The organism is Chryseobacterium salivictor (assembly GCF_004359195.1).
GTDB lineage: Bacteria > Bacteroidota > Bacteroidia > Flavobacteriales > Weeksellaceae > Kaistella > Kaistella salivictor.
Window position 1 is genome coordinate 558112 of record NZ_CP037954.1, and the last position, 24330, is coordinate 582441.

Below are 24330 nucleotides of genomic sequence, written 5' to 3' on the forward strand. Positions count from 1 at the left end.
TTTTATTTTCAGCGACTATAATGATTTATGTAAATAAAAATAAAAAACATGTAATCCGCTGCCTTTTATTTTACATATCATGAAGAGCAAACAATGAATAGTAAAGGATTTCAGCCTTCTTTCAATACTGCAAAATTTTAATCATTTTAAAAATTTAAAATAAGAATTCTCACCATGCACTGCTTTCTTGGCAAATAAATTGCTGAAATACAGAGAGATGAAAATATAGTATTTATTTAACATTTTTAAAATCACTATTATGAAAAATTCAATTGTAACGGTTCTCGCTATTTCTGCATTGGTAGCTTGTAAAAAGAGTGAAACTACCACCATAGATCATTCTGCAGATGGCACCTCTACTACAGCTCCGGCTGAGCCTACCACCACGCCGACAGAATCGGCAAATATGCCAGGACCCAAAGAAAATATAAGTATGATGACCGATCAGGATAAAAAATTCGCTGAAGCCGCGGCAAAAGGGGGAATGATGGAGGTAATGCTCGGAAAAATTGCTGAAACAAATGCCGGTAACGAGCAGGTAAAAGCATTTGGAAAAATGATGGTTGAGGACCATACAAAAATTAACGATGAATTGAAAAACTGGGCTTCCAAAGGCAGCTACAAACTACCCCCATCTTTGGACGCCAGCCAACAGAAAAAAGTCGATGATTTGAAAATGAAAAAAGGGATGGATTTTGATAAATCTTATACTGAACTAATGATCAGCGATCACAAAATAGATATTGCAGAATTTAAAAAAGAAATATCCAGTGGGACTGAAGCTTCTCTAAAATCCTTTGCTTCTGCCCATCTGCCAACTTTAGAGCATCACCTCACGAAAGCGGAAGAAGCGAAAAAAGCATTGAAGTAATACTTCTGAATAAAACAAAATCCCGAAAAAAATTCGGGATTTTGTTTTTCTTTATTGCTAAATAGATGGGGTTGTTTAATAATACTCGATTTACCCATATTCAGCAGTGTTTTTTACTATTTACAAATCTCCACCGTGATTTTCCAGTTGTCCTTCCCATTTCGAAACTGCAGAAGTTGCTAAAGCATTTCCTAAAACATTGGTCATACTTCTTCCCATATCGCAGAAATGGTCAATCGGTAAAATCAAAGCAATTCCTTCCGGCGGAATTCCGAACATAGTACAGGTTGCTACAATAATAACCAGACTCGCTCTTGGAACTCCGGCGATTCCTTTGGAGGTTAACATTAAAACCAAAAGCATAATAACCTGTTGTCCTAGAGTCATATCAATCCCGTAAATCTGGGCGATAAAAATCGCTGCAAAGGTCATATACATCATACTTCCATCCAGATTAAAGGAGTAACCTAAAGGTAAAATAAACGATACAATTCTGTTATTACATCCGAATCTCTCGAGTTCTTCAACCAATTTCGGGAAAACTGCTTCTGAACTTGTTGTAGAAAATGCGATCAATAAAGGCTCTTTGATTCTCCGTAATAATTCGAATAAGCGGTTTCCCAAGATCATATACCCTACGATACAAAGTACCAACCACAAAACAGCTAAAGCAAAAAAGAAATCCCGCAGGTAAATCGCATATACTTTGAAAATATCAAATCCGTTGGTAGCGACAACCGCAGCAATTGCACCTAATACTCCAAGCGGCGCAAACCACATGATATACCCTACCATTTTTAAAATAGCATGGGCACAAATATCCAAACCTCTAACAATAGGTTTTGTATACTCTTCACCCATATTGGCTAACGCAACGCCGAACATAATAGAGAATACTACGATTTGCAAAACCTCATTGGTCGCAAAAGCTTCGAATAAACTTTTCGGAATAATATGAGTCACAAACTGCTCCAAAGAAAGGCCCTGACTGTGTGCAACCATTTCTCCGGCAGCATCTGCGGCAGGTTTGGGAAGCTGCATTACACGTCCCGGTTCTAACCAATTCACAAAAACTAATCCAATCAGTAAAGAGACTAATGAAGCAGTAATAAACCAGAGCATGGCTTTGGTTCCAACGCGCCCAATCATCTTTACATCACTCATCTTGGCAATTCCTACCACCAAAGTTGTAAATACCAGGGGCGCAATAATCATCTGTACCAAGCGGATAAAGACGGTGCCAAGAAGTTTTATATTTTTTGAAAATCCTTCGGAACTCTCAGGATACTGTGTATGCACGACGCCCCCCATGATTACGCCTGTTACGAGAGCGATAATAATGAAGACGAATAGTTTGTTTTGACCTTTCATGTTATATTTTCTTATAAGATTTACAAATATATGTTATTTTGTTAAAAAATGGTTAAAATTTCAGCGCTGGACAAGCGATTGAAATGGAAATCCTTTTTCAAAACATGAAAATACGTAAAAGATTATAATAAAGACCGCAGTTTTGTCAGGAAATTTTCCACCGGCAAATCCTCTTACGCGATGAACACACATAAAAAACCCCTGAATAATCAGAGGTTTCCTATTTTTAGAAATGCTAAAATTACGCCTGCAAATATCTTGCATAAGCATATCCTTCTTCACCGTCAGAATTTCTCACTTTCCACCAATCATCAGAACTCTGTTCTATCAAAGTTACAGTGGCGCCTTTTGCAGCTTTACCGACCACGGCGGCATCAGTAGAAGGCTGTTGTCTCATATTAAGGCTTGTAGACTCCGTAGCTACCGTAAGAGAAGCGCCAGCTGCCAATCCTGCAACCTGCACATCTACATTGATGTCAGAAGCCGAATACGTGGAATCGATCGCTCCAAGAGCGTTCCATACGGCATCTTTCGCTGCTGTAGTAGTTGTATTACCTGAAATATAAAGAATTCCGTCTTTTTCAGCAACTTGTAAATTAGAGACTCCGGCGGACTTTGCCGCAGAAATCACACTTGCATATTTATCTTGTAAAGCACTCATATTCAATTATTTTACAGTGTAATTATAGTTAACTTTCCCAGTTTTTAAAGCATCCACAGACATTTTGATTTTTTTCGCCTGCTCCGAAGAAACATTACCTGTTAAAGTTAATTCACCGTTTACTACCTCCACTTTCACCGAAGGGAAATCTTTCACAGCATCCGCAACTTTTTGCTGAACTGCAGGATCTACGACTGAAACAGTTTCTACCACCACAGGAGCTTGTATCGTTGACATATCATGAACATCTTTAATCCCTGGAATGGCTTTTAAAGAAGCAATCATTTCGTCTCTGGCAGCTTGGTCCGTGAACGTTCCGCTCAGGTGAGCCTGGCCATCTTTCACTTCAACCGACGCGTTCTGATTAGAAGTTACTACCGTGGTTGCCTGCGTTTGCAGTTCTGCATCTGAAACTTTCTTTTTACAGGCGATTGACCCGAAAGAAACTGCAACTGCCAAAGCAGCCATTGCGATTGTTTTTTTCATAATTGATTTGTTTAATGTTAAAAATTATTCTCAAATTTAATGATAAATTATCAGCCATTTTCATAATAAAAATATAATTTTTTCATAAATTTTTGTCATTCCGGGCGAATTCATTATTAAAATCGTGAAATACTCTCCTCAAATATAGCGATTAAAAATCAAATTTGTTTGCCGGTTTTATCTATTGTTCTGAATGTCAAATTGATTCTGGGCAAGAATATCTTTTTTGTCGGCGGCAACCGGTGGAGCCAAAAACTTTGCGTCTGAGCTTTCATCACTAATAAACTGCCGTTTTCTAAGATGAGTTCAATTTTCTCTTTAGTTGTTTTATGTTTAAATGAAAATTTTCTTTCAGCTCCTAAACTTAAGGAAGCAATAGCTCCGTTTTTCTTTAAATCTTTTTCGCCATCGCTGTGATAAGCCATTCCTTCGCTGCCGTCATGATAGAGATTAAGCAAGCAGGAATTGAACTGCTCACCGGTTTTTTCTTCAACCGTTTTTTTTAGTTCTAATAGTTCCTTGGTCCACGGAAGCGCATTCTTGGTCGTCTTTGAATAAGTATATTCAAAATTTTCTTCGCCGTACCACGCCACTTTTCTTTTGGTTAAAATTTTCTTTCCAAAAATAATGGCTTCATCATTTCTCCAGTCGATGGTTTGCAAAAGCTTCTGATAAAAGTAATCTGACTGTTCCTGATTAAAAATTTTGCCGTAATAATTGACTGTCCCATCTTGCGGAAGTAAATTGAACTCGGGATCCGGCAGGTTTTCAAATAATTCCATTGTTTCATATTCTCGTTCAAATTTCTACATTTTTTTTCATAAATTCGTTCAAAATAATTTTCATGAAAAAATACTTTCAGATTTTCTTTACGCTCTGTTTTGTCTTAGCAATAGCTCAAAACAAACCTGACAATAGTTTTGTTAAAGAACATTATACCAAAAAAGAAGTTTATATCCCGATGCGGGACGGCGTAAAACTTTTTACTTCCGTTTATATCCCGAAAGACATTTCTAAATCCCAGAAATACCCTTTCCTGATGCAGCGAACCTGCTATAGTGTTGCGCCCTATGGTGAAAATGAGTACAAATCTTCCCTCGGTCCTAACCCATATTTAATGAAAGATCAGTACATCTTCGTTTATCAGGATGTTCGCGGCAGATATATGAGTGAAGGAACATTTACCAACATGACACCACAGGTTGTACATAAAACCAAAAAAGATGTCGACGAAAGTACCGATACGTATGACACCATCGACTGGCTTTTAAAAAACATTGCAAATAATAATGGAAAAGTTGGCCAGTACGGAACTTCTTATCCTGGGTTTTATACTGCTGCGGGAATTCTTTCCGACCATCCCGCTTTGGTAGCGTCATCTCCGCAAGCGCCGATTTCCGATTTTTGGAATGATGATTTTCTTCATAACGGAAAATTTATGCTTGGCTATTTCAGAACATTTCCTGTGTTCGGAGTTCAGAAAACAAAAGCTGAAAATAAAGCCTGGTATATGGATACTTTCGTAAAGCAGACTTCTGAGGATGGATTAAAATTTTACCGGGACATGGGAACTTTGAAAGATGGTTATGAAAAACACTATAAAGATAATTTCTTTATGACTGAAATTATGAATCATCCAAATTATGACGATTATTGGCAGAAGAGAAGCATTCTTCCTCATCTGAAAAATATCAACCACGCCGTGATGACGGTTGGAGGCTGGTTCGATGCCGAAGATTTATCAGGTCCTTTGAATATTTATAAAACAATTGAGAAGACAAGTCCAAAAGCGAAGAATACAATTGTGATGGGACCTTTCTCGCATGGCGGCTGGTCAAGGGAAACCGGCCATCAATTTCATAATGAGATTTATTTCGGAGACAGTATTGCGACTTATTATCAAACCAAATTAGAAACTCCGTTTTTTAAACATTATTTAAAAGGAAATTCCAAAGTTGACGCAGGATTACCGGAAGCAACAATGTTTGACACCGGGAAAATGGAATGGAAAGAATTCAGTACTTATCCTGCGAAGAATACAGAGAAAGTAAATTTCTATCTTGCAGACCGAACCTTTAAAAACAGTCCTTCCAATACCAGTTCAGAATATTACAGCGATCCGGCAAATCCCGTGTTAAGCTCAGAAAACATAAAAGATTTCAATGGTTTCACTCCGAGAAATTACATGAGTGAAGATCAGCGTTTTGCCGAAGGAAGACCGGATGTGTTAACTTTTACCACCGATATTTTGACAGACGATCTTACCTTGACAGGAGAAATTTTAGCAAAACTTAATTTCTCATCGACTTCTAATGATGTTGATTTTGCAGTAAAAGTAATTGATGTTTATCCGCAGGATTTTGTACCGAAAGAAAAAAAGAACGGTGTCGTTTATGGCAATTATCACCAGTTGGTTCGCAGTGAAATCATGCCGGCAAGATTCAGAAATTCGAGAGAGAAAGGTGAAGCATTGGTTCCCAATGAAAAAACTGCAGTAGAAGTGAAATTGCAGGATGTTCTGCATACATTCAAAAAAGGACATAAAATACAGGTTCAGATTTCAAGCACCTGGTTTCCGTTGTTTGCAGTTAATCCACAAAAGTTTTTAGAGAATCCAAATTTTGCAGTAAAGGAAGATTATACCAAAGCATTTATTAAAGTTTATGGAGACAGTTTTTTGGAAGTTAATGTTCTAAAATAATTTATAAAATATCGATTATAAAAAAACCAAAACTATTAAATTTAGTTTTGGTTTTTTTTATAAGGTGAATTTAAGATCAAAAATTTCTCTACATTTTAAACTAAAAAGTTACTAAAGAAAATATTTAGCAACCTTTGCTTAAAGCGAATTCATTAATTCATCTGTAATTTCCATATTGTGAAATACGTTTTGTACATCATCATCGTCTTCGAAACGCTCCAGCATTTTCATATTTATTTTAAAATGCTCCTCCGAAACTTCTTTGGTGTTATTTGGGATTCTTTGAATTTCCGCACTTTTGGGTTCAATACCCAGTTCGTCTAATTTATGAGATAATGATCCGAAATCTTCAAACGCTGTGGTAATGAAAACTTCATCTTCGTCCTGTTCTATTTCTTCTGCGCCGCCATCAATCATTTCCATTTCGAAATCATCCCAATCCAATTTAATTAAGGAACGGTCCAGAGAGAAAATCCCTTTACGGTCAAAGATGAAAGCCAACTCTCCGTTCTTGCCCAGATTCCCGTCAAACTTATTGAATATTGCCCGTACATTGGCGACAGTTCTTGTGGGGTTATTTGTTGTACAGTCTATAAAAAAAGCGACTCCACCCTGTCCATAGCCTTCGTAGGTAATTTCTTCATAATTTTCCGCGTCAGCGCCACTTGCTTTTTTAATTGCACGCTCCACGTTATCCTTCGGCATATTAGCACCTTTAGCATTTTGGATGCATCTTCTCAACCCTGGATTAGTATCGGGATCTGGTCCTCCTGCTTTTACCGCAAGAGCGATATCTTTACCAATTTTAGAAAACGTTTTGGCCATCTTATCCCAGCGGGCCATTTTAGAAGCTTTTCTATATTCAAATGCGCGTCCCATATTATTTGATTTTTTCTGATTACAAAAATACGATTTTGTTTATAAAAAAACACCCTCGAAATTCGAGGGTGTTTATTATTTAGAATAATAATTTAATTATTTTTTCTTTTTTGCAGCAGCTTTTTTCTTAGCAGCGGCTTTTTTAGCAGCAACAACATCTGATTTTTGGTATTTAGACCATTCAGAATCATCACCGATATATTTAACCACTACTTTTCTGTCTACTTGTCTTTCAGCGTCTGAAGCGTTTTCTGCTACTTTAGCATTTTGCTCACCAATACCGATTGATTTAAGTACACTTGGCTCAACACCTCTAGCGTCTAAAGCAGAAACTACAGCAGCAGCTCTTTTCTTAGAAAGCTCTAAATTGTATGCGTCAGATCCTTTTTTATCAGTTTCACCGATTAATAGGAATCTTCCTCCATCTTTCTTAATGATATCAGCAGCTGTATCTAATGCTCCTGTAGATTTGGCATTGATAGTTGCTTTATTAAAGTCGAAATAAACCGCTTTCAGATTCTCTTCAACTTCAGCTCCTGTTACTTCTTTAGGTTTAGGACAACCGTTGTATTCTTTAAGTCCGAAAACCGTAGGACAAGCGTCATCTTTATCCAATACTCCGTCTCCGTCAGTATCTGGCCAAGGACAACCATTGTTTTCTACTGGACCTGGAACTTGTGGACAAAGATCATCTTTGTCAACAACACCATCTCCATCAGTATCTGGCCAAGGACAACCGTTGTTTTCAACTGGACCTGCAACATCTGGACATTGGTCATCGATATCTGGGATTCCGTCTCCGTCAGTATCAGGACAACCTTGGAATTGCGCTAAACCTGGAGTGTCAGGACATCTGTCATCTTTATCTAGAATTCCGTCTTTATCTCTGTCTGTATTTCCGAATCTAAATAATAAAGATGCGGAAGCTTGCCAAAAGTTAGCAACACTAGATTTGTCTCCTGGCGTAGAAACGTAATCTCCCTGAACACCTAAACCGAAGCTTTTAGTAATCCAGAAGTTAGATCCGATACCGGTAGCAAGAGCAAAATGATCAGCACCGATGTTTTTACCATCCTTGTCAAGCGCATTTGCTTGTCCGGTATAGTCATGTCTCAAATAATTGGCACCAGCTCTCAAATATGGATCGAACCAAGAATCTTCATTCCAAAGACCATTGAATTTAAATTGAAGACCTAAACCAGTCATAAGGAAAAACTCTTTCCCCATTCCGATTTTCTTGTTGTCAACATTCCCTACAGAGGTTTGCCAGTCAAGAACTAAGTACTTGCTTAAGTTTCTCGCAACTGTTAATTTTGAAAGTGGAGGTGTAATTGTAAAATTGTTCATGTTATACAACTGACCGTTATCACTACCGCCAAAAGCAGTTGAGAAAACATCTCCCACATTTCCTCCTGCCGCAGCATGATTTACTCCGTGAGCACCAACACCGATTAACCACGGGTTGCTGGTAGTCTGAGCGAAAACAGTAGAGGCAATCGTAAGTGCCAATGCTGAAATTCCTAATTTTAGATTTTTCATAGAATTAAATGATTAAATAATTGATAATGCAAAATAAATATAAATTTTCTTCATAAACAAAGATTTTTGGTCTTTTTTTAACTTTTCTTTAATATTCTGTCGAGATTTCGTTTGTTTTCTCTTTCTTTTATGCTTTCGCGTTTATCAAAGAGTTTTTTTCCACGACCGAGTGCAATAAGAATCTTGGCTTTTCCTTTATCATTTATATAAAGTTTTAAAGGAATTATAGTATTACCAGCATCTTTCAGTTTCTTTTCAAACTTTTGTAACTCTCTTTTGTGCAATAGCAACTTCCGTTCCCTTTTCGTCTTATGGTTATAAAAAGTTCCCAATTTATATTCATCAATCATCATATTTATGATGTACAATTCACCGTCAATAAACTGACAAAAGGACTCGGTGATACTTGCTTTCGACGACCGCAAAGATTTAATCTCTGTCCCCGTAAGTACCATTCCCGCTTCTATTTCTTCAGAAAGTTCATATTCAAAGCGTGCTCTTTTATTGTAGATTGCAATTGATTTTTCAATTTTCATTTTGATGGTAAATTTGATATTCTTTAAACTGTTAAATTTTATAAAATTTTAACATAACACTTCAGATTTTTTAATCGGGATGGTCATTATCAATTTCGCTGCGTTTAAATTCACACTTTTTAAACAATGTATTAAACCCGATTTCTTTTCGTAATTTTGCATCAAATTTACAAAACTATATGTTAACAGTATCTAATTTATCTTTACAATTCGGAAAAAGAGTACTTTTTGACGAGGTAAATATTATGTTTACGAAAGGAAACTGCTACGGAATTATTGGTGCCAATGGTGCCGGTAAATCTACTTTCCTGAAAATCCTAACCAAACAGCAAGATCCTACAACAGGCACCGTTTCTCTTGAACCGGGGAAAAGAATGTCTGTATTAGAGCAAGATCACTTTGCTTACGATAATTTTACCGTGCTCGACACCGTTTTGAGAGGGAACAAAATATTGTTCAAAATCAAAGAAGAGATGGATGCGCTGTACGCAAAAGAAGATTTCTCTGATGCCGATGGAATTAAAGCGGGTGAACTTGGCGTAATCTATGACGAAATGGGCGGCTGGAACTCTGAATCCGACGCAATGACGATGCTTTCTAATGTCGGCATCAAAGACGATATGCACTATCAGATGATGGGTGAACTGGAAAATCAGAACAAAGTAAAAGTACTTCTTGCACAGGCATTGTTCGGAAACCCAGATGTTCTGATTCTGGATGAGCCAACAAATGATCTGGATATCGAAACCATCGCTTGGTTAGAAGATTTCTTATCAACTTACGAAAATACGGTAATTGTAGTTTCTCACGACCGTCACTTCCTGGATACCGTTTGTACACACATCGGAGATTTAGATTATTCTAAACTTAATTTATATACCGGAAACTACTCGTTCTGGTACCAAGCTTCTCAATTGGCGACAAGACAGCGTCAGCAGTCCAATAAAAAAGCTGAAGAAAAGAAAAAGGAATTGCAGGACTTTATCGCCCGGTTCTCTTCCAACGTAGCAAAAGCAAAACAGGCAACCGCTCGTAAGAAGATGATCGACAAACTAAATATTGAAGACATTAAACCTTCATCCAGACGTTATCCTGCGATAATTTTTGATACAGAGCGTGAAGCCGGTGATCAAATTCTGGAAGTTAAAGATTTAGAAAAAACCAAAGATGGCGAATTACTTTTCTCTAAAATTAATCTGAATTTAAAGAAAGGAGATAAGGTAGCCGTGATTTCTAAAAACTCCCTGGCAATTACCGAATTCTTCCAGGTTTTAAGCGGGAATACAGAAGCTGATAAAGGAACATTCAATTGGGGAATTACAACGAACCAATCTTACATGCCCCTTGACAATTCAAGTTTCTTCCAGGAAAACATCAACTTGGTTGATTGGCTAAGACAATTTACAAAGAATGATGAAGAGCGCCACGAAGAATATATGCGCGGATTTTTGGGGAAAATGCTTTTCTCTGGAGACGAAGCCTTAAAATCCTGTACCGTTCTTTCGGGAGGGGAAAAAATGCGGTGTATGTTCAGCAGAATGATGTTGCAACGCGCCAATATCCTGTTAATGGACGAACCGACCAATCACCTGGATCTGGAAAGCATCACCACTTTGAACAACTCTTTGGTTAGCTTTAAAGGAAACATTTTGTTGTCTTCTCATGACCACGAAATGTTGCAAACGGTCTGTAACCGTATTATCGAATTAACTCCGAAAGGAATTATCGATAGAGAGATGACCTACGACGAATATTTAGAAGATAAGAAAGTGAAAGAATTACAGCAGCAAATGTATTCTTAAAATATCTTTTCCCTTATATTTAAAAACAAACCGTTCAAAAAATTGAGCGGTTTTTTCTTTTGAGTTCCGCCTCGGCTTCCAACTTTTTTCCCTAATTTTGTGAGATTATGAGTCAAAAATGGATTTACAAACCCGAACCCGATGAGGATATTGTCGACGGAATAAGCTCGTCTCTTGGATTTGGAACTTTTGAATCCAAAATTCTCGTCCTTCGTGGCATCGATGATTATCAAAAAGCACGAGAGTTTTTCAAACCCAACCTCAACGATATACACAATCCTTTCCTGATGAAGGACATGCAGTTGGCCGTAGACCGCATTGCAACAGCGATCGAGAACGGCGAAAAAATCATGGTCTATGGAGATTATGATGTTGACGGGACGACCGCAGTTGCTTTGATGTATCTGTACCTCAGTAAAATTGTAGAGAAAAAATATCTGGATTATTATATTCCGGACCGAAATATTGAAGGTTACGGTATTTCTAAAGCGGGAATCGAGTATGCCAAAGAAAATGATTTCTCTCTCATCATCGCGCTTGACTGTGGAATCAAAGCACTCGACAAAATAGATTATGCCAAAGAACTGGGAATTGATTTCATTATTTGTGACCACCATTTACCGGGCGAAGAAATCCCTGATGCCGTTGCCGTTTTGGATCCAAAAAGAAAAGACTGCCGATATCCCTTTAAAGAACTTTCGGGTTGTGGCGTAGGTTTCAAACTTTGTCAGGGTCTGAACACCCTTTATAAAATCCCCGAAGCCGAACTTTTTGAATTGACCGATCTGCTTGCGATTTCTATTGCGGCAGATATCGTTTCCATGTCGGGGGAAAACCGGGTTCTCGCAAAACAAGGTTTAAAAATCTTAAGAAAGTCCAGAAACCTGGGATTGCGGATGCTAATTCCCGAAGATAAACTCGCCACTTTTGAAATCTCCAATATCGTTTTCGAAATTGCTCCCAAAATCAATGCTGCCGGACGGATTTCTCATGGGAAAGCCGCCGTGGAATTAATGGTTTCCGACAACCTGAAACATGCGACTCAAATCGTAAATGATATCGTAAACTTAAACGATTCCCGACGCGAAATGGATATGAGCAGTACCACCGAAGCTCTTCTGCAGGTAGAAACCAGCGGACAGGTTACCAATTTCTCGACCGTTGTTTATGGCGCCGGCTGGAACAAGGGAGTGATCGGCATTGTCGCATCCAGACTGACAGAAACGTACTACAAACCTACCGTTGTTTTTGCAGATGGAAACAATGGCGAAATTGTTGCTTCTGCCCGATCGGTTTCAGATTTCGATGTACATAATGCTCTGGAAGAATGCTCAGATTTATTTTTAAAATTCGGAGGTCATCCAGCTGCTGCAGGACTTTCTATGGAAAAGGAAAAATTAAATTTATTCAAAGAAAAATTCGAAAAAGTAGTTGCAGAGAAAATCCAGGAGCATCAGAAAGAACCAAGCATAAAAATTGACGCTGTTGTAGAAATTGATGACCTGAACAAAGACTTCTTTAATTTCCACAGAAAACTTGCACCATTTGGTCCGGATAATATGAAACCTGTTTTGGTTCTAAAAAATCAAAAACTTTCGGGCTATGTAAAAACAATGGGCAAAGAAAACAGTCATCTTAAATTCTTTATAAAGCAGGATTCTACCGGCAAAAACATCGAATGTATTGGCTTTAAATTAGGGAAATATGCGGATGAATTCAGACAGAAAACGTTCGACATCGCTTTCACGGCAGAAGAAAATCACTGGAAAGGAAATGTCACTTATTTTCTGAGTATCCGTGATGTGAAATTCAACTGATTTTTCACAGATTTAACTAAACCGTTTCCTGTCTTTTAAATTCTTTAGTTTCATCAAAAAGATATCGGTAAGTCGCCAGTTTTCTGGTGACTTTTGTTTCCAGATTCTCGGCAATTTTAATCATTTTAGGATTGAAATCTCCGATCCACTGCATTTCATAATCTTCAAAATCAGTGGTTTCACGAAAATGTTTCGTTCCTTCCCAAATCATAAATCCGTCAATCCCTTTTCGCTGCCATTCCGGGATAATTCCGAAAACCAGCCCTACCATTTTTTTATTCTTCCTGAATTTTTTAATGATTAAAAATAAGAGTTTCTGAAGAAGTCCGAATTTTCCATTAAAGAATTTAATCCACTGGTTCAAATCGGGAATATTCATCCACATCGCGATGGGCTTTTCATTTTCATAGACGAACCAGGAAATATGCTCATTGATAACAGGTTTTAGGCTTTTAAACATTTTCACCGTTTGCATTTCCGTCAATTGTTTTCCTTCACCATGACTTGCCCACGCCTGATTGTAAACTTCCGTAAAATCCTTCGCGAATTTTTCCAAAAATTTGATTTGAAGAGGTTTCGCCTTAATCTCTTTATTCTTTGAAATTCGCTGATGCATCGCTAAAAAATGATCTGCAACCGGCTCATGAATTTTTCTCCCAAAGCATAATTGATTGAAATAAATTTGAAAACCATAATTTTCAAAAAGCGACTGATAATAAGGCGGATTATAATTCATCCCATAAAGCGGCTCTGAAAAACCTTCGGTCAAAAGCCCCCAGAATTTATCGCGTTCCCCGAAATTAATCGGCCCATCCATCGCTTCCATTCCTTTTTTCTGCAGCCATTCTTTAGCAAAATTAAAAATAAAATCTGCGGTTTTCTGGTGATCGATACAGTCAAAAAAACCTATTCCACCCGTTGGCTGATCCTGTCTGTACTTTTTATTAATGAAAACTGCAATTTTTCCGACGGTTTCATTTTTATCATTTTTAAAGAGGAACCGTTCGCACTCACCGAATCTGAAAAATTTATTTTTCTTAGGATTAAAGACGTTTTCAATATCCTGATCCAGAGGCCGGATATAATTTTCATCCTCCCGAAAAAGAAGTTTTGGAAAGTTCAGAAACTCTGAAACCGACTCTTTCGAAACCACATTAATTACCTTCATTTTTCAAAAATAATAAAGTTTCTCTTCAATAAATAGAGATTTTTTTGATTTTTTCACTATTTTTATAAAAATTCAAATTCCGTGAAAAAAACGCTGGCCATATTTGCCCATCCTTATTTTGAATATTCGACCACGAATATTGAATTGATTAAAGCGTATGAGACTTCTGACCTGCTGACTTTTAAAGATTTATACGAAGAATATCCGGATTTTCATATCGCGACTTTCAAAGAAAGAAAAAGAATAAGAGAATATGAACGGCTGGTTTTTCACTTTCCCTTAATTTGGTTTGGCCTGCCACCACTGCTCCGTCTATGGATTGACGAAGTTTTCGACATGAGCTGGAAAGCTGAAGACGAAAATGATCATCCACTGATGAATAAAGACGCCATCATTATTGTAACGATTGGGGCGAAAGAGGAACATTATCAGAAAAACGGATTGTATAAAACCACCATCGAAGAATTGATGAGACCGCTTGCATTATGTTTGGAGGTAACGGGAATTGAGGTAAAAGAAATCATTGCCGTTTACGAATCAGATGATCTGCAGGAAGAACAGTTAAAAACAATCTGTCATAAAATTACAAAAACTTTAGAAACATCATGAATGAAAGTTCATTAGCCCAAACTGCCTTAATTTTTTTAGGTGCTGCAATCGTAATGGTTCCACTGGTTCGGAAACTGGGGCTAAGTGCGGTGATCGGTTTTATACTGGGCGGAATAATCATTGGCCCTTTTGGGTTGAAACTGACAGGGAACGATTCCAATGACATTATGCAAGCCACAGAATTCGGCGTCATCATGTTGCTTTTTTTAGTTGGTCTGGAAATCGAACCAAAAAAATTCTGGAAAATCCGAAAGAAAATAATCGGGATGGGATTAGGACAAATGGCCATCACCGTCACCCTGTTATATCTGATTTTTTACCTGGCAGATTGGCGTAAGGATCAGGCATTGGTGGCCGCCTTATGTTTCAGTTTATCTTCCACAGCAATTGTTTTGCAGACTTTAAAAGAGAAAAATATTTTCAGAACTGATGTTGGTGAAGCCTCTTTCTCCATCCTTCTTTTTCAGGATATTGCCGTAATCCCAATTATCGCGCTTTTGCCGGTTATTGCCAAAAAATCAAATACTGACGAGAACCAGTTATTGTTGCAATATCTCCCCGACTGGCTACAACCGTTTTCGATTATTTTAGGTGTTATTGCTTTGATTATTTTAGGACGCTATATATTTGTTCCGTTTCTCCGGTATGTTTCCCGTTCCGGTATGAACGAATTGCTCACCGCTTCTTCCCTTTTCCTGGTCATTGGTGTTTCTGAACTGATGCATGCTGTCGGATTAAGCCCCGCCTTAGGCGCATTTATCGCCGGCGTAATGTTGGCAACCAGCGAATTCCGCCATGAGCTGGAAAGCCAGATCGACCCTTTCAAAGGTTTACTGTTGGCTGTATTTTTCGTGAGCGTGGGATCTACAATAAATTTCCACGTCATCATGGGAGATCCGATGTTTATTTTCACTACCATTATTATTGTTTTAATTGTGAAATTCATCGTCTTGGCAGGCGTTTTAAAATTATTTAAATTAAAACTGCATGAAAACCTTCTGGTGGCTTTTGGACTTTCACAAATTGGAGAGTTTGCCTTTGTCCTGATCAACTATTCTACAAAACTCTATTTATTCGACCCGAAACTCAACGCGCAGTTAATGGCCATCACTGCAATTACCATGTGTGTAACGCCAATTCTTTTACTCATTAATGAAAAGTTGATCGAACCACACATTCACGACGTGAAAAATGATGAACCTGAACTGGAAGAGCCTATCGAAAAGCAAAGAATCATCATCGTAGGTTTTGGTCATTTCGGCAGTACCGTGGGACGGCTGTTAAGAGTGAACGGAATCAGCGCAACCGTTCTGGATAATGATCCGCAACGTATCAATCTTCTGCGTTCCAAAGGATTTAAAGTATATTATGGTGACGCTTCCAAACCGGCAATTCTTCGATCTGCCGGTGCAGAAACCGCAGATCTTTTAATTCTCTGTCTGGACAGTCCTGAAAAAAATAAATTTATTCTCGAATATGCCCGCGAACACTTTCCACAACTGAAAATATTCGTCCGTGCAAAAAACCGTCTTGATGCTTATGATTTCATCAATAACGGTGTGGAAAATATTTACCGTGAAACGTTAGGAACCGCTGTAGATATGGCTGTTGACATTTTAAAAGCAACCGGAATGCGCGCGTATGCAGCCAGAAGATTAGGGCAAAGATTTATGGTGATCGATAAAGCGATGACGCGAAAATTGGCAAAAGAGCAGTTGAGCGACAAAGTAACTTTCACGATGACAGAACACCTGGATCGTGAGGCAGAACTTCTCGCAGAAGACAGCCACTCTTTCGACGAATCGCAGTGGAACGAGTATGAGGAATATCAGAATTAGGCAACAAACTGCCAGCAATATGAAATGGTTGATTGTTTAAGAAATGAATTCTCTAATGCAAACTCAAGATTGCCAATCGGTATCCTTTCATTCCGAAACCACTTAAAATCCCATCCGCATTTGCAGCCGTTACGGATTTCTGGCGGAACTCTTCTCTGGTGTAAATATTACTGATATGAACCTCTATTTTCGGTTGCGAAATATTTTTCAGGCAATCGGCGATTGCATAGGAATAATGGGTAAATGCGCCGGGATTGATCACCAGACTTTCAAAATCATCTTCTTGCAGACGGTTGATAATTTCACCTTCAACATTCGACTGATAATAGAGAAGTTCGTGTTGCGGAAACTCCTGCCTTAAATCCTCAAGATAGTGTTCCATAGAAACGCTTCCGTAGATTTCGGGTTCGCGGGTTCCCAAAAGATTGAGATTAGGGCCGTTCAATATTAAAATTTTCATGTAGAAATTTTTACAAAGATATGGTTTTACTGAAAATAAAGGCTTTTAGGCTTAATAATTGTTACAAAAAAAACTGGTTCATCCCCATTTTTCGTAAAATAGGAGCATCGCAGGTTTCGTTCATTGTCCTCCTTTAGAAAAATGTATTTTTGTAATCACCTCAAACTCTAATTTGTGAATATTTATCATAAGATTTTAAAGTACACCGGAATCTTCATCGCCTCTTTACTGGTGTTATTGATGGTCCTGGTTTTCAGTTTACAATTCCCTTCTGTTCAGAATTTTGCCAAAGGAAAACTGGTGAATTATCTGGAAAAAAAAATAAAAACTAAAGTGATTTTAGACCGTGTTTATGTCAGCTTCCCCAATAGTTTGGTGATGGAAAATCTGTACATACAAGGTCAAAAGGTAGACACGCTCTTATTTGCCCGAAAACTGGATGTTGGTTTAAATATTCCTAAACTTCTCAAAAACACGGCTGATATTACTTCTGTCGATTTAGAAGGGGTGAAAGCAAATGTAGTCCGCAACGAAAACGGCACTTTTAATTTCGATTATATCATCGATGCTTTTGCTACCAAAGATGAAGAGCAGACTACTTCGAAACCGTTTATTATTTCTTTGGATAAAATTAAACTTAAAGATATTGGGATTTCATTTATTGATAATCAATCCCGGAATGACATTAATCTTTACTTTAAATCATTTGACACCAGCGTAAAAACTTTCGATCTCAAAAAAAATAATTACGCAGTGAATGACATCAATATGGATGGATTGCGATTGAAATTGAAACAGGATTTAGTCGAAGAAGTTGCCAATAAAGTTGTAGAAAAAGTTGATTCTTTAAAACAACAAAGTCCGCTGAAATTAGGTTTAAATAAAATTAAACTCACCAATTTCAATATTGATTACGGCGACGACAATACCAAAACTTTTACTAAAATTATTTTCAAAGAATTAAGCACGAAAATAAATCAACTCGATTTAGAGAACAGCAATTTCGGAATTGAAAATCTGTATTTAAAAGGAGCAGACATTAATGCCAAATTATTTCTGCCGGCGCAAAATGCCCATCCGAAAAAAGAAGAAAAAGTTTCCACCTCAACAGACGAAAAGTCATTAGCGCTTTTACTGAATAAATTAGTTTTAGACGATGTAAAAGTAATTTACGATAATACCGCGATTGCTCATACCAAAAGTGGAATGGACTTCAATCACCTGAGTTTTTCTAAAATGGATGTCGTTCTTTCTGATTTCAAAATGAAAGACAGAAGCTTTGCCGGAACTATAAAATCAGCAGAAATTAAGGAAAGTCGTGGCTTATATATTCAGAAATTCACCACCGATTTCGTGTTTGAAGATCAACAAGCGTATTTGAAAGAACTGTATCTGCAAACTCCAAAAACCATTTTGCGTGATGAAGTTGTTTTAAATTATAATTCAATTGAACAACTTTCAGCGAATCCTGGCGCAGTGAAAATTTCGGCTAACATCCAAAAATCTAAAGTTGGTTTTTCAGATATTTTAATGCTCGTTCCAACTTTAAAAAATACAGTTCCATTTGATAAATATCCGAATGCGATTCTGAATATTGATGCCAGACTGAAAGGAACGGTCAATGATTTACTGATTCAAAACCTGCAACTTTCGGGAATTGACCAGTTAAAAGTTAAGGCTTCAGGAACGATTAAAAACGCGATGAATACAGACCATTTATATTATGATTTAAATGTTCGGGAACTTTCTTCGTCTGCAAAAACTATTTATAATTTAGTTCCAAAAAATACGATTCCTACTAATATTACGCTTCCTTCCCATTTTAAAATTGCCGGAACAGCAAAAGGAACCACTCAGATTGTCAATACAAATCTGGTCGTAATTTCCACTTTAGGAAATGCCGGAATTCGAGCATCAGTCGATATGAAACGTAAAAATCAGGAACGTTACGATGTTCGGGCGAACCTGCAAAATTTACAAATCGGAAAAATTATTCAGAATAAAGATGTTGGTTCCATCACCGGACAAATCGCGGTGAAAGGACAAAATTTCGATCCCAATAAAGCGAATGCCGACATTAAAGGAAACATCAAATCGGTTGCTTACAAAGGTTATACGTACCAAAATATGGCGCTGAACGGAAAAATAAATCATGGCGCTTATGTTGTTAATCTCGATTCTAAAGATCCAAATGCGGACTTAAAATTATTGGCTTCCGGTAATTTTTCGCAAAAAGAACCTACCATTAAAGTGAAAGGAACGATCCGAAAACTGGATTTACACCAACTCGGTTTTTACGAAGATCAAATGATTTTGGCCGGAGATATCGACGGCGATTTCACGAGTTTAAATCCCGACGCTCCGAACGGATATTTGAATTTAAAAAACTTTGCGATTTCTGACACCAAAGATATTTTTCCGTTGCAGGAAGTTTCTCTAAAAGCTGTTTCAACCGCAGATCAGAATCAAATTACACTGCAATCCCAAATCGCAGATATCGATTTGACAGGGAAATATAAATTGACACAAATCTTAGGTTCGCTGCAAAACACGATTAACCAATATTATCAGTTTCAAAAGCCGGGAACGAAAGTTGAAAAAATCGATTCAAACCAGTTTTTTACTTTTAATGCTAAAATTAAAGACGATAATTTACTTCGGAAATTTGTTCCAGAATTAACGGAATTTGAACCGATCACTTTGGCTGGAAATTATAATGCCGATTCCCGGAAATTAGAAGTCAGCGGACAAATTCCGCAAGTGACTTACGGTGCGAATAAAATCAGCGGCGGCGTTTTAACCATTAATAATTTGAATGACGCCTTGGTGTATGATGTGAAACTGGCAGACTTTAAAAATGAAAAAATTGCTTTAATGAAATTAAGTTTAAATGGCGACATTAAAGACAATCTCATCTCCTACAACGCTTCTACCAAAGACCAGAAAGACGTTACTAAATTTTTAGTTGCGGGAAATGTTGAAAAAATCGGCGACCTTACCAAAATCAGTTTAAATCCTGATGGTTTAACTTTGAATTACAACAACTGGCAAGTTTCATCTGATAACTTTATCCAGTTAAGCAGCAAAGGAATTTTGGCTAATAACTTTGCAATTTCAAATAACGGAAGTGAAATAAGTGTTCAATCTGAAACAAATATTCCAAACAGTCCGCTCAATATTGACATTAAAAACTTCAAGATTGAAACGGTAACGGAACTCATTAAAAAAGATTCGCTTCTGGCAAAAGGGAATATTAATGGAACTGCACAAATCCGCGACTTGCAAAACAATATGACTTTTACGTCAGATATTGATGTGACTGATTTGTATGTTTACGGAAGTCCGGCCGGGAATTTAGAAATTAAAGCCAATAACCAATCTTCGGATTTAATCCGTGCAGATATCGCACTTTCCGGCTTTGATAATGATGTAAAACTGGGAGGAACTTACAATACCAAATCCAGCGATTTGGATATGAACCTCAACATGAATCAGCTTCAAATGAAAACGGTTCAGGGATTCTCGATGAATGCCATTGAAAAAGCTGAAGGTTATCTTTCCGGAAATTTAAAAATAAGCGGAAAAACCGATGCGCCAAATATTTTGGGCGGAATTAAATTTAACGAAGTTGGTCTGGGACTAACCCAATTGGGAAGCCGTTTTAAAAACATTAATGATGAAATAAAATTCACCAACCGTGGAATTGATTTCGATAGTTTTAAAATTAAAGACGAATCCGGAAATGCCATTGTAATCGACGGAGCCGTGCTTACCAAAACGTATAAGGATTTTGCTTTTAACTTAGATGTAAAAGCGAGAAACTTTAAAGTAGTCGATTCTGAAAAAGACAACGACAAAATAATGTATGGCGTTCTCGCGATGAATGCAGATTTAAAAATCCGTGGTAATCTGGATTTACCAAAGGTTGACGGAAATTTAAAGGTGACCGATAAAACCGATTTCACTTTTGTTTTACCGCAATCTTCACCTGCTTTGCAAGAGCGTGAAGGAATTGTAGAATTCATTGATCAAGATCAAATTGCTTTACAAAAAACTATTAAAGCAGATTCACTAACCGACCAAAGCCAAATTAAAGGAATGGACGTGAACGTGAATATCGAAGTCGTTAAAGAAGCGAAAATCTCTTTAATTATCGATCAGGCGAATGGTGATTTTGTAAAACTTCAAGGTGAAGCACAGTTAACGGGCGGCATCGATCCTTCGGGAAAAACAACTTTAGTCGGCATTTATCAGGTTGAAAAAGGAGCGTACGAAATGTCGGTAAGTTTACTGAAAAGAAAATTTGAAATCGAAAAAGGAAGCACCATTACCTGGACAGGCGAACCGATGACGGCGAACTTAGACATTACCGCAGTGTACAAAACGGATGCGGCGCCACTCGATTTATTACAGCAGCAACTGGCCACCGCTTCTGCCAGCGAACTCAATCAGTACAAGCAAAGAATACCCTTCAACACTTTACTGATCATGAAAGGTGAATTGCTGAAACCTGTGATTACTTTTGACATCACCACTTCTAAGGAAAACAATTCTGTCTCTTCTGAAGTGATTGACAATACGACGGCGAAACTCGATCAGTTGCGGCGCGAGGAATCCGAAATGAATAAACAGGTTTTTGCCTTGCTTCTTTTAAACAGATTCGTGGGTGAAAACCCTTTCCAAAGTGAAACCGGTTTGTCGGCTTCTACTTTAGCGAAACAAAGTGTGAGTCGGATTTTATCGGATCAGCTGAACAATTTGGCTTCGGATTTAATTGGTGGCGTAGAATTGAATTTTGATCTGGAATCCACTGAAGATTATTCCAGCGGCAATAAAAATGAAAAAACCGATCTGAATGTCGGCCTGACCAAAAGATTATTTGATGACCGCCTAAAAGTGACGGTGGGAAACAATTTCGCTTTGGAAGGAGATGCCAGACAAAATGAACAGATGACCAGTATCGCAGGCGATATTACTTTGGATTACAGTCTTTCTAAAAACGGCAGATACATGCTGCGTGCTTACCGTAAAAACGATTATCAGGTCGCCTTGCAAGGACAGATTATCGAAACCGGAGTTGGATTTGTCATCACCTTAGATTATGATCAATTCAGGGAAATATTCGAACGTTCCAGGAAAAATAAAAATTTCAGAAAACAAAATACGTCTTCAAAATAATGATAAAACTGAACAATTCTTATTATAAAATAGTCACGACACTTTCTTTGGCATTCCTAATTTCATCCTGTAGCAATACTAAATTTCTGCAGGAAGGTCAAATGTTATACACCGGCGCGAAAATCAACATTAAAAATGATACGCTCTCAAAAAAAGAAAAATCAAATTTAAAAGAAGCGATTCAGGAGCAACTTCGCCCGAAACCGAATTCTTCTTTTTTAGGTTTAAGGCCTAAACTTTACATTTACAATATCACCAAAGAACCTAAAAAACAAAAAGGAATTGGCTACTGGCTGAAATATAAAATCGGAGAAAAACCCGTTTTGCTGGGTGATGTCGATCGGGAATTCAATAAAAAGATCATCGTAAATTATTCTGAAAACAAAGGTTTTTTTAATGCAAAAGCGTCATCAGACACCATTTCTAAAAATAAAAAAGCGCAGGTTATTTACACCTTAAAACCTGGTGCAAGATATTTGATCAGCAAAGTTAATTTCCCCGAAGATTCTACCGTTATCAATTCTGAAATCCAATCGATAAAGGATAAAACTTTTTTAAAAACAGGAAATCCTTCCGATTTAGACATAATCAAAGCAGAGCGTGAGCGAATTGATGAACATCTAAAAAACCGTGGTTTTTATTATTTCAGTCCTGATAATATTATTGTTCAGGCAGACAGTACCGTGACCAAAAAACCTGAAGTTGAACTTTTCGTAAAACTGAAAAACAATACGCCGGCATTGGCAAAAGACCAGTTCACGATAGACAAAACGATCGTTTTTGCAGATTATGATATCAGAGACGTAAAACTGGGGAAATATGGAGTTCCTTATAATACCGATTCTGTAGAAATATACAACAACATTCACATCATCGATCCTAAAAATAAATTCAAACCGAAAATTTTCGACCGTACGCTTTATTTTGACAAAGGAGATCTGTACAACCGAACAGACCACAATCTTTCATTGAACCGACTGATCAGTTTAGGCGTTTTCAAATTTGTGAAAAATGAGTTTATCGTTTCAGATTCACTGAATCATCAATTTGATGCATATTATCTTTTGACACCGAGACCTTTTCAGTCTTTGCGTTTAGAAACTTTAGGAAAAACCAATTCCGCCAATTATACCGGTGGAGAAGTTAATCTGAACTGGACGCACCGGAATTTTTTCCGCGGCGCTGAACAGTTAAAAGCGGCTATTTATGGCGCAGCAGATGTTCAGGTCGGCGGTCCAAAAGACGCAAACAATATTGTCAGAGTCGGTGCCAATGCGCAACTTTCTATTCCGAGAATTGTGGCGCCGTTCCGATTTCATTCTTCAAGTGCTTATGTTCCGCGAACGAACATCAATATCGGTTATGAATATCTGAGCAGAACTCAATTGTACACTTTGCACAGTTTCACTACTTCATTCGGATATCTTTGGAAAGAAAACGAAAGAAAGGAACATGAATTAAAAATTTTGGATGTAACCGTTGTTGCCCCACAAAAGGTAACAGAGAAGTATCTGGAACAAATTAAGGGAAATCCATCGAAAGAAATCCCGGCAAATCCATCGCTTCAAAGAGTAATTGACAAACAATTGATTTTTGGTCCCACTTACAGTTACACCTATACCAATACGATGCTTCCGAAAAAGAACACTTTCTATTATAAAGGAAGTGCAGATTTGGCAGGAACAATCACCGGTTTAGTGAGTGGCGCCGATGCAAAAGCCGGAAAACAAAAAGAACTTTTCAATATTCCTTTCAGTCAATATGCGAAGATGGAACATGATTTCAGATATTACAGAAAGGTGAACGATAAAAGTACTATTGCTACGCGGTTTATTGCAGGAATCGGATATCCTTACGGAAATTCAATGACAATGCCTTACGTAAAACAGTTCTTTGTGGGCGGAAGTAATAGTATTCGTTCCTTCAGAGCCAGAACTTTAGGGCCGGGAAGTTATGATCCAAGAATCCAAAATGCGTCTTTCTTTTTTGATCAGTCCGGAGATATTAAATTAGAACTGAATGCAGAATACCGCGCGAATATTTATAAGTTTTTAAATGCCGCCGTATTCGCTGATGCAGGAAATGTCTGGCTCGTGAATGAGGATCTTACCCGTCCGGGTGGAAAATTCTCCAAAGACTTTGTAAAAGAAATCGCAGTTGGTGCCGGCGTCGGATTAAGACTTGACTTTTCAATTCTTATTTTAAGACTGGATTTGGCAATGCCTCTCCGCATTCCTTATTATGAAGAAGGCGACCGCTGGACTTTTAATAAAATTGATTTTGGAAGCAGTGCCTGGAGAAAAGACAATTTGATTTTGAATATCGCAATTGGTTATCCTTTCTGATAATTTGATGAAAAAAGTTAGACCACATTACTTTTTGAAGTATTCTTTGGTAACTCTATGGTAAAAAAA

General features: G+C 37.6%; 17 protein-coding genes. 8 read left to right on the plus strand and 9 right to left on the minus strand.

All coding sequences use genetic code 11. The features are described from left to right. The first annotated feature begins 259 nt into the window (after nt 1-259). Entirely contained in the window at nt 260-871 is a 612-nt protein-coding gene (locus NBC122_RS02620; protein ID WP_133438885.1) for a DUF4142 domain-containing protein, read from the plus strand. A 120-nt stretch (nt 872-991) separates the two neighbouring features. Here NBC122_RS02620 and NBC122_RS02625 read toward each other — a convergent pair whose 3' ends face one another. From NBC122_RS02625 to NBC122_RS02640, 4 genes are all read right to left on the minus strand, one after another. After that, on the minus strand, nt 992-2242 hold the full coding sequence (locus tag NBC122_RS02625; RefSeq protein ID WP_133438886.1) for a dicarboxylate/amino acid:cation symporter: 1251 nt from the start codon (nt 2240-2242) through the stop codon (nt 992-994). 241 nt (nt 2243-2483) lie between these two features. Further along, nucleotides 2484-2903, minus strand: a complete 420-nt coding sequence (locus tag NBC122_RS02630; RefSeq protein ID WP_133438887.1) for an SH3 domain-containing protein — start codon at nt 2901-2903, stop codon at nt 2484-2486. Between the two features lie 6 nt (nt 2904-2909). Continuing rightward, complete coding sequence (locus tag NBC122_RS02635) at nt 2910-3389, minus strand: BON domain-containing protein (protein WP_133438888.1); 480 nt, start codon at nt 3387-3389, stop codon at nt 2910-2912. A gap of 158 nt (nt 3390-3547) precedes the next feature. Continuing rightward, a complete protein-coding gene (locus tag NBC122_RS02640) occupies nt 3548-4171 on the minus strand; it encodes an alpha-ketoglutarate-dependent dioxygenase AlkB family protein (protein WP_133438889.1) in 624 nt (207 codons plus the stop codon). Nucleotides 4172-4233: 62 nt separating this feature from the next. Between NBC122_RS02640 and NBC122_RS02645 the strand changes: the two genes are divergently transcribed. After that, the gene (locus NBC122_RS02645; RefSeq protein WP_133438890.1) at nt 4234-6090 is read left to right on the plus strand and encodes a CocE/NonD family hydrolase; all 1857 of its coding nucleotides are present in this window, start codon (nt 4234-4236) and stop codon (nt 6088-6090) included. 138 nt (nt 6091-6228) lie between these two features. Here the strand turns inward: NBC122_RS02645 and NBC122_RS02650 are convergent, their stop codons facing one another. The 3 genes from NBC122_RS02650 to smpB all read right to left on the minus strand — a co-directional run bounded on the left by NBC122_RS02650 (nt 6229) and on the right by smpB (nt 9044). Further along, nucleotides 6229-6969, minus strand: a complete 741-nt coding sequence (locus NBC122_RS02650) for a YebC/PmpR family DNA-binding transcriptional regulator (RefSeq protein ID WP_133438891.1) — start codon at nt 6967-6969, stop codon at nt 6229-6231. Nucleotides 6970-7065: 96 nt separating this feature from the next. Beyond that, on the minus strand, nt 7066-8508 hold the full coding sequence (locus tag NBC122_RS02655) for an OmpA family protein (RefSeq protein ID WP_133438892.1): 1443 nt from the start codon (nt 8506-8508) through the stop codon (nt 7066-7068). Between the two features lie 77 nt (nt 8509-8585). Next, on the minus strand, nt 8586-9044 hold the full coding sequence (gene smpB, locus NBC122_RS02660) for an SsrA-binding protein SmpB (protein WP_034719015.1): 459 nt from the start codon (nt 9042-9044) through the stop codon (nt 8586-8588). 179 nt (nt 9045-9223) lie between these two features. Here smpB and NBC122_RS02665 point away from each other — a divergent pair, with 179 nt between their 5' ends. Together NBC122_RS02665 and recJ are read left to right on the plus strand one after the other, a co-directional pair. Further along, nucleotides 9224-10846, plus strand: a complete 1623-nt coding sequence (locus NBC122_RS02665) for an ABC-F family ATP-binding cassette domain-containing protein (protein WP_133438893.1) — start codon at nt 9224-9226, stop codon at nt 10844-10846. Between the two features lie 107 nt (nt 10847-10953). Further along, nucleotides 10954-12663 carry a single-stranded-DNA-specific exonuclease RecJ gene (gene recJ / locus NBC122_RS02670; RefSeq protein WP_133438894.1) on the plus strand — a complete coding sequence of 570 codons (1710 nt, stop codon included), beginning with the start codon at nt 10954-10956 and terminating at the stop codon, nt 12661-12663. Between the two features lie 16 nt (nt 12664-12679). On the opposite strand, the gene NBC122_RS02675 is transcribed toward recJ, so the two are convergent. Then, nucleotides 12680-13831, minus strand: a complete 1152-nt coding sequence (locus NBC122_RS02675) for a hypothetical protein (RefSeq protein ID WP_133438895.1) — start codon at nt 13829-13831, stop codon at nt 12680-12682. Between the two features lie 81 nt (nt 13832-13912). Between NBC122_RS02675 and NBC122_RS02680 the strand changes: the two genes are divergently transcribed. Beyond that, a complete protein-coding gene (locus tag NBC122_RS02680; RefSeq protein WP_133438896.1) occupies nt 13913-14440 on the plus strand; it encodes an NAD(P)H-dependent oxidoreductase in 528 nt (175 codons plus the stop codon). Next, complete coding sequence (locus tag NBC122_RS02685; protein WP_133438897.1) at nt 14437-16278, plus strand: monovalent cation:proton antiporter-2 (CPA2) family protein; 1842 nt, start codon at nt 14437-14439, stop codon at nt 16276-16278. Before NBC122_RS02680 ends, NBC122_RS02685 begins: the two co-directional genes overlap by 4 nt. A 52-nt stretch (nt 16279-16330) precedes the next feature. Here NBC122_RS02685 and NBC122_RS02690 read toward each other — a convergent pair whose 3' ends face one another. Beyond that, nucleotides 16331-16738, minus strand: coding sequence for a type II 3-dehydroquinate dehydratase (locus tag NBC122_RS02690; RefSeq protein ID WP_133438898.1), 408 nt, complete (start codon nt 16736-16738; stop codon nt 16331-16333). 240 nt (nt 16739-16978) lie between these two features. Here NBC122_RS02690 and NBC122_RS02695 point away from each other — a divergent pair, with 240 nt between their 5' ends. After that, nucleotides 16979-21916: a translocation/assembly module TamB domain-containing protein gene (locus NBC122_RS02695; protein ID WP_133441038.1), complete on the plus strand. Its 4938-nt coding sequence runs from the start codon at nt 16979-16981 to the stop codon at nt 21914-21916. Next, complete coding sequence (gene tamL, locus NBC122_RS02700) at nt 21916-24261, plus strand: translocation and assembly module lipoprotein TamL (RefSeq protein ID WP_133438899.1); 2346 nt, start codon at nt 21916-21918, stop codon at nt 24259-24261. The genes NBC122_RS02695 and tamL overlap by 1 nt, the downstream gene beginning before the upstream one ends. The last annotated feature ends 69 nt before the right edge of the window (nt 24262-24330 follow it).